The following is an 11,775-nucleotide window of genomic DNA, read 5'->3' on the forward strand; positions in this document are numbered from 1 at the left end:
GAATTTGTATTTTTGACCAAATAAACCAAAAATTTATGGCATATAAGATTCGGGAAGTAATTTCATTTTTAGAGCAGCAGGCTCCTCCTGCTTATCAGGAATCCTACGACAACGCAACTCTGATCACCGGAGACAGAGAAGATGAGGTCTCTGGAGTTCTTTGTAGTTTAGACTGTACAGAAGCAATTGTCGACGAAGCCATTGAACTGGGAGCTAACCTGATTGTGGCTCATCACCCTATCGTTTTCAAGGGTTTAAAAAGCTTTACTGGAAGAAATTACGTCGAAAGAACCGTCATCAAAGCCTTAAAAAATGACATTGCAATCTATGCAATCCATACCAACTTGGACCATGTAGCGCATGGAGTAAATAAGAGAATTTCCGATCGATTGGAACTTAACAATACCCAGATCCTCCAACCAAAAAAACAATTGCTACAAAAGCTAGTGTTTTTCGTCCCTGAAGAAAACAAACAGGAGGTTTTGGATGCTGTATATGGTGCCGGAGCAGGTCAAATTGGTGAATACAAGGATTGCTCATTTCAAGTCAAAGGAATGGGGACTTTCACTCCTTCGGAGAAAGCCAACCCTCATATTGGCAAGAAAGGAACTCCTGAATATGTAGCTGAAATCAGGGCAGAAGTCATTCTTCCATCCTTTCTCAGCGGCAAAGTAATCAATGCCATGAAAACAGCTCATCCTTATGAGGAAGTAGCATACTATCTTCAAAATCTTGAGAACCTAAACCAAGAGGTCGGTGCTGGAATGGTTGGTAGTCTTTCCCAAGAGATGACAGAAGATCAATTCATGGATCATCTGAAAGTCAAAATGAACCTAAAAACATTCAAGCATACTTCATTTTTAGGTAAAAAGATTAAAAATATCGCTGTTTGCGGAGGTGCTGGAATTTTTCTTTTGAATGATGCAAAAAGAGCCCGAGCAGATGTATTTATTACCTCTGACGTGAAATACCATGAATTTTTTGACGCCGATGGCCAAATTATTCTTTGCGATATTGGGCATTATGAGAGCGAAATTTTCACAAAAGAATTACTTGGTGAACTATTGTCACAAAATTTTCCTAATATTGCACTCTATTTGACAAAAGTAGTTACCAATCCCACATCCTACCGATAGTACATGGAAAGTACAGTAGCACAAAAACTCGAGGCTATTCATAACCTGCAGCTTATAGATTCAAGATTAGATTCCATCATCAAAGTTCGTGGAGCTCTTCCTGAGGAAGTCCAAGATCTAGAAGACGAAATTGCTGGGTACGAAACTAGACTTGAAAAATTCAACAACGAGATCCAATCTTTCGAAGATGAGATCAAGGCATTGAAAGATAGCATCAAAGAATCTGAAAAACTGATCAAGAAATATCAGGAACAGCAGATGAACGTACGAAACAACCGTGAGTACGATGCGATCACCAAAGAGTTGGAACTTCAAGATCTTGAAATTCAAGTTGCCAAGAAGAAAATTGGTGAAGCAGGAGTTAGAATCGACACCAAAAAGCACGATTTGGATGAGTTGACAGAAGTAATGAAAGATAGACAGAAAGACCTTGATTTGAAAAAGGACGAACTTTCTACCATCATCTCTGAAAGCGAAAACGAAGAGGCTAAATTGAATGCAGATCGTGAAAAGGCTGTGAAAAAAGTGGAAGAAAGATTATTGAAATCTTACGCTAAGATCAGAGCTAATGCTAAAAACGGTTTGGCTGTTGTTATGGTGAAAAGAGGAGCTTGCGGTGGTTGTTTCAACACCGTACCACCTCAAAGACAAGCTGACATCCGTGAAAAGAAAAAATTGATCGTTTGTGAGCATTGTGGAAGAATCCTAGCAGGAGTTGAAGACGAAATCGTCGAAGAACCAGCACCAAAGAGAAAAAGAACCGCAAGGTCTTAATTTTATACCTACAAAAAGAAACCCCGAAATATTTCGGGGTTTTTTATTGCACTTTTTTTAGATACTCCTTTGGATTTCAAGTCTATAAATTTTTATATTGAAAGCTATGAGAGTATTGTTTATCACCCTATTCACTCTGATTTCCTTTAATTTAACTTGGGCAAATGAAGATGATACCAAAACATTTTTGGTTCTTTTCAAATCCAAAGAATTAAAATCACATCAGACCAACCTAAAAGAGATTGAATCCCAATTTTCTTTGTTTGATACGAAAACCTATTCCGGCAATTCAGAGTTGGCATTATTGATTGAAATCCCGTCTTGCGACTTTGACGAATGCTTTCTTGGAGACTTCTTGATCAATACAGGAAAAGAAACTGATATCAAATTACAGGAAGTTGCTTTCCGAGTTTTCGATATTACTGAAAGCAAAAAGACTATGGAGGTGTTTTTGGAAGCTCATGAAAACCAAGACAATCCTAAACGAAACCAAAAAGCACAATAATTCTATTTCAAGGATTACCCAAGATTCTTCAAATGCTCTCTATCATTTCCTTTTTTGAGAACAAAAGTTCCGTCTTCCAATTGTTCTAATAGGTACAGCCCCAAATTGGTATGCTCAAATTGATCCATAAATCGAAGATCATATTTGAAAATCAAGCTCAAGAATATTCTCATCGCACGTCCATGCATACAAACTAGAATAGTTTCACCTGGACCATCCAAGATTTTTTGAATTCCTCGACTCATTCGCTCGGCCACTGTATTTGGGCTTTCCCCTCCAGCAATTGCATAATCCAAATTCCCTTGTTGCCATTGGTGAAGCATGTGCTGGTAATACTGACTCTCCTCAGGAGTCATAGGTGTACCTTCATAATCTCCCCAAGAAATCTCATTTAATTCTGGCAAAGTTCCAGTTGGAATTCCTTTTTCAATAAAGGATTCTATGGACTGTCTGGTTCGTATCAAAGCCGTGTGATATGCTTGATCGAATGGAACATCTTGGTAAGCTTCAAAAAACGCTTTTGCCTGGGCTCTTCCTGTATCATTGATAGGAGCATCTATACCTGATCCTTGGACTACACCTTTCAAATTAAAATCAGTCTGTCCGTGGCGTACTAAGTAAATTTTTTTTCGATTCAAGATTCTTTATTTTTGTCTCAAGCCCAAAGAAAAACAAATCCAGTCAAAATTCATGGTCTTTCGTTCAAAGCCTTCTCTAGACCAACTAAATAAAATGGGGACCAATAATATGGTCCAGTTTATTGGAATCGAATTCACCGAGATCGGTGATGATTTCATAGAAGCGACCATGCCTGTCGATCATCGAACCAAACAGCCTATGGGCTTGTTACACGGAGGAGCAAACGTAGTGCTTGCCGAAACTTTGGGTTCGATTGCCGGAACATTGACTTTAGATCTTGAAAAGCAGATCTGCGTTGGATTGGAAATCAATGCCAATCATCTTAAATCTGCGAAAGAGGGACTAGTTACTGGCCGTGTAAGTCCCATACATGTTGGCAAATCCACTCAAGTTTGGGAAATAAAAATATATAATGCAGCAAAAGACCTTTGTTGCATCAGTAGAATCACCCTAGCAATTTTAGATAGAAAATGATCGAATCTATCATTTCAAAGTCGCTTTCAGTAACAGAAGTTTTAAATCAAATCCTCAATGCAGGATTTGCATCAGGAGGCTCTTTTGCGATTTGGAGAAAACCGAAATCAAATACCTTAGAATTGATTTTTGATGGACAGGAAACTCCAAAAAAAGTCAATCTTCAACTGGAAGAATTAGAGGCAGGCTTTATTGTTCATCCTTTTGAGGACCAAGAAGACAAACAAGCCTTTTTCATTCAAGCAACTCACTATTGGAATTGGAAGCTGGATCAGCAAATTCAAAAAGAGGACCTTCCGGAATGGACAAAAGTAGCAACTGATATTTCACATCAGGAATATTTAAAATCTGTCCAGAGAATCAATGTGCTATCCAACTCATATCCTAAAAATAAGGATGGTGAGTCCCAAGAGCATTTTATTGAATTGGTTGAAAAAAGTATCCAATCCATTCAGGATGGGTATTTAGAAAAGGTAGTTCCAGCGAGAACCAAGAGTTTTGAAATTCCGGAGAATTTTGATTTGGCAATTGCCATCAAAAACCTTCTCCACTCCTCTCCCAATTCCTTCGTAAACTTTTTCCATATCCCAAAAATTGGAACATGGATGGGTGCAAGCCCTGAGGTTTTGATTGAGACAAAAGGCGATGAGTTCTATACCATGTCATTGGCAGGAACCCAAGCTGCAAAAGGAGAAAATCCGCTAAAAACAGCCGCTTGGACCCAAAAAGAAATCGAGGAACAAGCATTGGTCTGTCGCTATATCGTGGATTGTTTTAAAAGAATCCGCTTAAGAGAATACGAGGAACACGGACCCAAAACCGTGATGGCAGGAAGTCTTCTTCATTTGCGCTCAGATTTCCGAGTGAATATGAAAACAACCAACTTCCCTCAATTGGGATCTATCATGTTGGAATTGCTTCATCCTACCTCAGCAGTTTGTGGTATGCCTCGCAAAGAAGCTCATGATTTCTTGAAAAAATTCGAAGGTTTTGATCGCTCATTTTATGCTGGCTTCATAGGTCCGGTAAATATCCAAGATGAAACTTCCATTTTTGTCAACTTGAGAACAGCTTCGTTCCAAGATGGGAAGGTCACTCTTTACGCAGGCGCTGGAGTCACCGAAGAATCAGATCCACAAAAAGAATGGGAAGAGACTGAAATGAAATGCGAAATCATCGGTAAATTCATTCAAAAATCCCAAGCTTGATCTTACAACCCATTATCGATCTAGTGGCTATTTGTGCCAAAAAAGGCATCAAAAACGTCATTTTATCCCCTGGATCACGTTGTGCTCCTTTGACTTTGGCCTTTGCTAGGCATCCTGAAATCCACGCCAGAACTATTTCTGATGAGCGTTCAGCGGCTTTTATAGCTATGGGTATGGCTCAGCAATTGGATGAGCCAGTAGCTTTGGTTTGCACCTCGGGATCTGCAGCATTGAATTACTTTCCTGCTGTGGCAGAAGCTTTTTTCCAGAATATCCCTTTACTTATCCTGACTGCAGATCGACCACCAGAATGGATTGATCAATGGGACGGACAGACGATTTTCCAACCGGAAGTCTATGGAAAGCATGTAAAAGGGAGCTTTCAGTTTCCAGATTCTTATTCACATCCAGATCAAATAGCTTGGGCAAGCAGAATTAGCAACGAGGCTATCAATCTAAGTCAGACTTTTCCGAAAGGACCAGTTCATATCAATATCCCACTGAGGGAGCCTTTTTATCCTTCAGAAAATGAGGCGTTTGAGTTTCCAGAAGATCACAAAATCACACATTTGTGTTCTAGCCATTTTGGACTTTCTTCCGATTCTAAAATTCAGCTTCAAAGCCAACTGAAGGATCACAATAGGATCCTAATTTTGGCAGGGCAACAAAACCCAAATCCAGAGATTCAGACGATTTTAGATAAGATTTCCAAGGAAAAAAATGTGGTCGTGGTTACTGACACCATTTCCAATATGCAGTCGGGGGAAACGATTAATCTTCATGATCACTGGGTAGGAAATGAAGATTTGAATCAGGAATTAAAACCTGATTTGATCATCAGTTTTGGGAAATCCATTATTTCTAAGCCTTTGAAGCTTTTCCTAAGAAAATGTGACGTCCCCCATTGGCATATTCAAGAAGATGGAAGAGGGAAAGACGTATTCCAGTCTTTAAGTCAATTGATCCCTGCTTCACCTGAGAATTTCCTTTGTTGGTTATTGGAAAATATTTCACACCTAGAGAGAAGCTATTACGCTAGATGGCATGATTTAAATAGTCAAACTGAAAAACTTCTGGAAACAGCTTTTCAGGAACTAGAATTTGGCGAGTTTTCAGCCTTGAAAACCGTACTTTCTTTTGTTCCTAAAAGCTCAAAAATCCACGTTGCCAATTCCATGTCTGTTCGCTACCTGAATCAATTGGGAGCCAGAACTCAAGAAATCTACTGCAATCGAGGAACCAGCGGAATAGACGGATCGAATAGCACAGCAGTCGGTTGTACCTTCACCACCAAAGATCCGGTTACACTGATTACAGGCGATTTGGCCTTCTTTTATGATAGAAATGCTTTTTGGCATAATTACACTATGCCGAACCTGAGAATCATTCTATTGAATAACCATGCAGGAGGCATTTTCAGAATGATTGACGGGCCAAAGAAACAACCCGAACTGGAAGAATATTTTGAAACCAGACAAGCCTTAACGGCAGAGAATTTGGCAAAAGAGTTCCATTTCAACTACACAAAAGTTTCGGATCAAAAATCCCTGACTGAAGCTTTACAGGATTTCTATTCTCCAAGTATTCATCCAAAAACCCTTGAGATTGAAAGTAAAAGCAGCCTCAATGAGCAGCAGTTGAAAAAGCTGAAAGGGTTAATTCGAGATTCTCTATTTTAATGGGCAAAACTGGACAAGGGGATCTTTTCTTTCCCCTTGAAGTACATTACCAAAGAAACCAATAAGGCTATTTCAAAAATAGTCATTGCTAGAAGCCCTCCAGCTGCTCCGACAACAGACGAAAATAAAATCCCTGTTATCATCCCCATGATGCCCAATGCCCCAAAAAATGTCTTTTCGTAAGTTTCAAATTTAAATAAGGCAAAACCAACAAAAACATAGATCAAACCGAGGGATCCCAGTTTCAAAATAGCATATAGTGGTTGGGAAAAGGAGCCCATATTTAGAAGAAAGATATCCATGAGGATCCAAAATATATTACCAATAACAAGTGTTAGAAAAGAAGTTTTCAAGAGTTGATCTTTCTCTGATTTCGCAATTTTCAGGAATCCCAAAAAGAACAAACTAGAGCTTATAAGAACAATGATTTTTAGAGTGGGATAAACTCCCCAACGGCTTTCAGAATCTCCCATTCCGGCCATCATTTTGATATCCATCGGAATTTCAATAAATCCAAGAATGAAATAAATCACTCCAGCTATAAAGGAAATAATGATCCAATTCTTCAACCCTTCAGATAACCCGACTTCCATTTTTTCTACTTTTAGAAAATCAGTCTCTTGAATTTCCAATGCCTCCATCAATGCCTTGATCGTATAGCTTCTTGGCATGACTTCTCCAGCTTCTATCCGCTGGATGGTCCTTACATTCAAATTGCATTTTTCGACCAACTCCTCTTGGGTCATTCCCTTGGCTTTTCTCCATTCTGAGATTTTTTTACCTAATTCTGGTTTCTTCATTGTGAATTGTGATTTTGATTTAACCATGGCAATTTCTCAGTTCAATGATTATATGAGGACGAAAATAACTCGGTTTTCACCCGACATTTGCCCGACATTTGCCCGACATTTAGGTTTACGGCTTATTTAGAGGGTTTTTCAAATGTATTGAGTTTGAATTCAATTATTGAAATCTTACTGGAAGCATATTCAATTTGAGTAAAGCCAACAAGGAAATAATAATCACAGTACTCAAGGAGGCTAGGATATTCATGATTTTTTGAACCCGAAGTGGACTTGAAGCAATTTTTTCAAATAACCATATAAACAAATATCCAATAATCCCTCCAGTTGTATTGGTCAATAAATCGGTAATATCGAAAGTACCAGTTTTGATAATAACCTGAAGGCTTTCAACAATCAAACTGACCAAGAAAAAAAAGAGTACTACCCAGGCAAACGTTTTCCTTCGAAATAAAATACCAGCATACAGACCGAGAGGAATAAAAATCACCACATTCATAATAGTTTCAGTCAAGCTATAATAGCCATTGGCAAATGGAATCAAGTTGATTCTCCTCTCTTCCATGTAGGAAAAACTCACCCCCATTTTGAACAAAATGATCCAAGCCAAAACTATCAGATAGATAAATAATAAAACTCTGGTGAGTTGATCCTGTTTGTAATCCTGTTTAATTTCTTTGGCCACTTTTTATTTTCAGGTTAATCGAATTGAAAAATTTTCCAGCTTTACTAATACCTCAATTTACACTACAATAATGCCAATACCCGCTTCAAAGCTGGATTTCTGTTTTCCGGTTTCCAGATGGCAGAAAGCTCTGTATATTGGCTGGTATTCGGTATCTCCAAAAATCGAACATTCAACTCATATCCCTCTTTCAGAGAAGTAGGAACGATGGCAACTCCCATTCTATTTTCTACCAATTTAAAAATGGTTAAAGCATGGACAGATTTATGCCTAATCTGTGGAGAAAAGCCAGCATCTCTACAAATCCCCATGATTTGGTCATAGTAATACTTACTATAATCGCTCGAAAAAAGGATAAAAGCTTCCTCTGAAAATTGAGATAGACTTTTAAAATTGGAAGAATTGACCTCATGATCCAATGGCACCACAACAGAAAATGAATCCTTGAGGACAGTCTTTTTACTCAGACCTTCTGGGACAGTTGCCATTCGAACATATCCCAAATCCAATCTATCCTTTTGAATCATTTCCACCTGAATGGCATTGCTGAGCTCCTCCAGACTGGTGGTAATTCCTGGCTGCTTCTCATTGAGCTTTTGCAATAAATCAGGCAAAACACGATTGGATGCCGAACCCAAAAAACCTATCCGTAACTCCCCTATTTTTCCAGCGTCAATCTGCTTCAATTGGGAACGAGTTGTCTCCAAGTGATTTAATACAAAATCCACTTCCCCTTTCAAGTATACCCCTGCAGGTGTGAGCTGCACATGCTTTTGATCCCTTTCAAAAAGTTGAACTCCCAATAATTCTTCCAATTGGCGGATCTGCCTACTCAATCCCGGTTGAGAAATAAACAATCGATCCGCCGCCTTCCGAAAGTTTAACTCTTCAGCTACAGCCTTAAAATATTGTAAATGTCTTAGTTCCATTGATACCTACCGGTTATCATATATTGACAAATATAGTATCAAAAAGCATCAATCAAAGTCCGTACCTTTGAATCAGAATATAAACCCATCTTCATGTCTACTTTCAATTTTGGTCAGGACCATCTTACCGTTTCCAAAGCTATTCAATTGGCTCGAAGGGAAATCAAAGGGATTTTCAGCCCAGAAACTATCAAAAAAATTGAGACTTCTTCGGAAGCTGTAGCCAAAATCGCCCAAGGAGAAAAGGCTGTTTATGGAATCAACACAGGTTTCGGTCCGCTTTGTACTTCGAAAATCTCTTCTGCAGACACTACAACTCTTCAGGAAAACCTCTTAAAAAGTCACGCAGTTGGCGTGGGAGAACCTGTTGATTTGGAAATAGCCAGATTGATGATGGTTTTGAAAATCCATGCATTGGCTCAGGGATTTTCTGGAATTCGACTTGAAACTATTCAGCGAATTCATTGGATGCTAGAAGTTGATTTGGTGCCTCTGGTTCCAATTCAAGGTTCTGTTGGAGCATCCGGTGATTTAGCACCTCTTTCCCACTTATTTTTGCCATTGATTGGCTATGGAAAAGTATGGCATCATGGCCGTTTTCTTCCTACCAAAGAGGTTTTGGGAGAATTCCATAAAGAACCTTTGGCTTTAGGGCCCAAAGAAGGGCTTGCTTTGATTAACGGTACACAGTTCATGGCAGCCCATGGGATGAAGATTGTAGAAAGACTCCATAATGTTCTGACTCATGCCAGTATCTCGGGAGCCATGATGATCGAAGGTTTGATGGGTTCTGTAAAGCCATTTTCAGAAGAATTGCATCAATTGAGACCCTTTGCTGGAAATCAACATGTGGCTCAGACCATATTGAATCTGCTCCATGAATCAGAGATTGTAAATTCCCATATCAACTGCGCCAGAGTTCAGGATCCCTATTCATTGAGATGCATGCCTCAGGTACATGGAGCTAGCTGGAATGCTTGGTTGCATGTGAAGGACACCTTGGAAATAGAAATCAACTCTGTTACTGACAACCCGGTGGTTTTTGATGAAAATCACACCATTTCCGGTGGTCATTTCCACGGGCAGCCTATTGCTTTGACTTTGGATTATGCATGTCTTGCAGCATCTGAAATCGGAAATATTTCTGATCGGCGAATTTACCTTTCCATTGAAGGAGACACTCCCGGAGTCCCAAAACTTCTTTTGAAGGAAACAGGTCTAAACTCCGGCCTGATGATTCCTCAATACACTACAGCTGCTTTGGCTTCTGAAAACAAAGGCTTGTGTTTTCCGGCTTCTGCTGACTCCATTCCAACTTCTTTGGGCCAGGAGGATCATGTAAGTATGGGAAGTATCGGAGGAAGAAAGGCATTGCGAGTGATCGAAAATGTGGAGAAAATCCTCGGAATTGAGCTTTTCTACGCAGCTCAGGCCATGGACTATCATACTCCTATGAAATCAGGTAAAATCATGACAGCCATCTATGAGAAGGTTCGAAAATTGATTCCTCCGGTAGTTTCTGACAGAGTCATGTACGAGGACATGGAAACTGCTATTGAACTGATTCGCTCAGGGGAATTGGTATCTCTCGCAAATCAAGTGGCTGAGGAGGAAGCCTTAGAATTTGATACTCCTTGGACTGAAAAGTTTGAATATTAAACCCAAACTCCATGAAAAACAAAAAGTTAATTGGTCCTATCCATCAGTTGGTAACCTTAAAAGGATTAGCACAAAAGGGGGCTATCACTGACGACCAATTGGAGGTAATTTCAAAGGGAGGAATCCTAATCGAAGATGACAGAATCCTTGAAGTTGGCCAATATGAAGACCTACGAAAAAGATCAGACTTATCAGAGGTCAAGCGAGTTGACCTAAATCAGGACTTTGTAGCTGTTCCGGGATTTGTAGACTGCCATACTCATATTTGTTTTGGTGGTAGCAGAGCAAAAGACTTTGCCATGCGAAATGCTGGAAAGTCTTACTTGGAGATTGCAGCTTCTGGAGGTGGAATTTGGGATACAGTTACCCAAACAAGGAAATTAAGTGCCTCAGAACTGGCAAAAGGCATTACAGAAAGAGCTGATAGACATCTTCGAGAGGGTGTTACTACTATTGAGGTGAAAAGTGGCTACGGTCTTTCTACCTTGGAGGAAATAAAGATGCTAACGGCTATTCATAAAGCTCAGGCCAAAACCAAAGCTGATTTGATTTCAACCTGTCTTGCTGCCCATATGCTTCCCAAAGACTATAAAGGAACTGAGACAGAATATTTGGATGAGCTGATCAACCGACTTCTTCCTCTTCTCAAAAGAGAAAAATTAACAAGCAGAATAGACGCCTTTGTGGAAAAATCAGCTTTTTCACCTGAGCAAATTTTACCTTATTTCCAAAAAGCCAAAGAAATGGGCTTTGATTTGACAGTACATGCAGATCAATTTAGCTCAGGAGGCTCCGAAGTAGCTGTGAAAATCGGGGCTGTTTCTGCTGATCATTTGGAGGCATCAACTGAAGAAGATATTCAAAGACTTGCCAAATCGGATACCATTGGAGTGGCCCTACCTGGAGCATCATTAGGTTTGGGTTGCGATTTTACGCCCGCTAGAAAACTATTGGATAAAGGAGGTTCTTTAGCTATAGCCACCGATTGGAATCCCGGGTCCGCTCCTATGGGAGATTTGATTACTCAAGCTTCCATCTTGGCAACCTTTGAAAAACTAAGCACCGCTGAGGTTTTTGCTGGTATTACATTCAGAGCAGCTGCCGCACTTGGACTTCAAGATCGAGGAAAATTAGAAGCTGGCCAAAAGGCTGATTTTATTCTTTACCCGACTTCCAATTTTCAGGAAATTCTTTACCAACAAGGCAAGCTAAAGCCTGCTCAGGTTTGGAAAGCAGGCAAAAAAGTACCCACTCCGAAAAAATAAAACCTCTAAGCTCAATTTT

The 11,775-nt window shown here is 39.7% G+C and carries 12 protein-coding genes; 8 read left to right on the forward strand and 4 right to left on the reverse strand.

All coding sequences use genetic code 11. From position 1 onward, the window contains the following. The first annotated feature begins 35 nt into the window (after positions 1-35). The 3 genes from BUF13_RS05330 to BUF13_RS05340 all read left to right on the forward strand — a co-directional run bounded on the left by BUF13_RS05330 (position 36) and on the right by BUF13_RS05340 (position 2,415). The gene (locus tag BUF13_RS05330; protein ID WP_073570864.1) at positions 36-1,136 is read left to right on the forward strand and encodes a Nif3-like dinuclear metal center hexameric protein; all 1,101 of its coding nucleotides are present in this window, start codon (positions 36-38) and stop codon (positions 1,134-1,136) included. Between the two features lie 3 nt (positions 1,137-1,139). Then, positions 1,140-1,910 carry a zinc ribbon domain-containing protein gene (locus BUF13_RS05335; RefSeq protein WP_073570675.1) on the forward strand — a complete coding sequence of 257 codons (771 nt, stop codon included), beginning with the start codon at positions 1,140-1,142 and terminating at the stop codon, positions 1,908-1,910. Positions 1,911-2,016: 106 nt separating this feature from the next. Next, entirely contained in the window at positions 2,017-2,415 is a 399-nt protein-coding gene (locus BUF13_RS05340; RefSeq protein WP_073570676.1) for a hypothetical protein, read from the forward strand. Between the two features lie 14 nt (positions 2,416-2,429). Here the strand turns inward: BUF13_RS05340 and BUF13_RS05345 are convergent, their stop codons facing one another. Next, entirely contained in the window at positions 2,430-3,053 is a 624-nt protein-coding gene (locus tag BUF13_RS05345; protein WP_073570677.1) for a histidine phosphatase family protein, read from the reverse strand. A gap of 52 nt (positions 3,054-3,105) precedes the next feature. On the opposite strand from BUF13_RS05345, the gene BUF13_RS05350 reads away from it, so the two are divergent. The 3 genes from BUF13_RS05350 to menD are packed head-to-tail and all read left to right on the forward strand — an operon-like array spanning position 3,106 to position 6,415. Continuing rightward, positions 3,106-3,528: a hotdog fold thioesterase gene (locus tag BUF13_RS05350; RefSeq protein ID WP_073570678.1), complete on the forward strand. Its 423-nt coding sequence runs from the start codon at positions 3,106-3,108 to the stop codon at positions 3,526-3,528. Beyond that, a complete protein-coding gene (locus BUF13_RS05355) occupies positions 3,525-4,736 on the forward strand; it encodes a chorismate-binding protein (RefSeq protein WP_073570679.1) in 1,212 nt (403 codons plus the stop codon). Before BUF13_RS05350 ends, BUF13_RS05355 begins: the two co-directional genes overlap by 4 nt. Next, positions 4,733-6,415 carry a 2-succinyl-5-enolpyruvyl-6-hydroxy-3-cyclohexene-1-carboxylic-acid synthase gene (gene menD / locus BUF13_RS05360; protein WP_073570680.1) on the forward strand — a complete coding sequence of 561 codons (1,683 nt, stop codon included), beginning with the start codon at positions 4,733-4,735 and terminating at the stop codon, positions 6,413-6,415. Before BUF13_RS05355 ends, menD begins: the two co-directional genes overlap by 4 nt. On the opposite strand, the gene BUF13_RS05365 is transcribed toward menD, so the two are convergent. From BUF13_RS05365 to BUF13_RS05375, 3 genes are all read right to left on the reverse strand, one after another. Next, complete coding sequence (locus BUF13_RS05365; RefSeq protein WP_073570865.1) at positions 6,412-7,215, reverse strand: helix-turn-helix domain-containing protein; 804 nt, start codon at positions 7,213-7,215, stop codon at positions 6,412-6,414. The genes menD and BUF13_RS05365 overlap by 4 nt on opposite strands. 163 nt (positions 7,216-7,378) lie before the next feature. After that, positions 7,379-7,903 carry a VanZ family protein gene (locus tag BUF13_RS05370; protein ID WP_083586378.1) on the reverse strand — a complete coding sequence of 175 codons (525 nt, stop codon included), beginning with the start codon at positions 7,901-7,903 and terminating at the stop codon, positions 7,379-7,381. 62 nt (positions 7,904-7,965) lie between these two features. Continuing rightward, entirely contained in the window at positions 7,966-8,832 is an 867-nt protein-coding gene (locus BUF13_RS05375) for a LysR family transcriptional regulator (RefSeq protein ID WP_073570681.1), read from the reverse strand. Between the two features lie 93 nt (positions 8,833-8,925). Between BUF13_RS05375 and hutH the strand changes: the two genes are divergently transcribed. Both hutH and hutI read left to right on the forward strand, forming a co-directional pair. Beyond that, positions 8,926-10,491, forward strand: a complete 1,566-nt coding sequence (gene hutH / locus BUF13_RS05380; protein ID WP_073570682.1) for a histidine ammonia-lyase — start codon at positions 8,926-8,928, stop codon at positions 10,489-10,491. 11 nt (positions 10,492-10,502) lie between these two features. Then, positions 10,503-11,756 (forward strand): imidazolonepropionase, encoded by a 1,254-nt coding sequence (hutI, locus tag BUF13_RS05385; RefSeq protein WP_073570683.1) that lies wholly within the window; start codon positions 10,503-10,505, stop codon positions 11,754-11,756. The last annotated feature ends 19 nt before the right edge of the window (positions 11,757-11,775 follow it).

The sequence above is a fragment of the Algoriphagus zhangzhouensis genome (assembly GCF_900148515.1).
Taxonomy (GTDB): domain Bacteria; phylum Bacteroidota; class Bacteroidia; order Cytophagales; family Cyclobacteriaceae; genus Algoriphagus; species Algoriphagus zhangzhouensis.

Bases quoted from the DNA above. Each gene is read 5' to 3' on its own strand.
- BUF13_RS05330 (WP_073570864.1), top strand. From the start codon at position 36: ATGGCATATAAGATTCGGGAAGTAATTTCATTTTTAGAGCAGCAGGCT.
- BUF13_RS05335 (WP_073570675.1), top strand. From the start codon at position 1,140: ATGGAAAGTACAGTAGCACAAAAACTCGAGGCTATTCATAACCTGCAG.
- BUF13_RS05340 (WP_073570676.1), top strand. From the start codon at position 2,017: ATGAGAGTATTGTTTATCACCCTATTCACTCTGATTTCCTTTAATTTA.
- BUF13_RS05350 (WP_073570678.1), top strand. From the start codon at position 3,106: ATGGTCTTTCGTTCAAAGCCTTCTCTAGACCAACTAAATAAAATGGGG.
- BUF13_RS05355 (WP_073570679.1), top strand. From the start codon at position 3,525: ATGATCGAATCTATCATTTCAAAGTCGCTTTCAGTAACAGAAGTTTTA.
- BUF13_RS05365 (WP_073570865.1), bottom strand. From the start codon at position 7,215: ATGAAGAAACCAGAATTAGGTAAAAAAATCTCAGAATGGAGAAAAGCC.
- BUF13_RS05375 (WP_073570681.1), bottom strand. From the start codon at position 8,832: ATGGAACTAAGACATTTACAATATTTTAAGGCTGTAGCTGAAGAGTTA.
- hutH (WP_073570682.1), top strand. From the start codon at position 8,926: ATGTCTACTTTCAATTTTGGTCAGGACCATCTTACCGTTTCCAAAGCT.
- hutI (WP_073570683.1), top strand. From the start codon at position 10,503: ATGAAAAACAAAAAGTTAATTGGTCCTATCCATCAGTTGGTAACCTTA.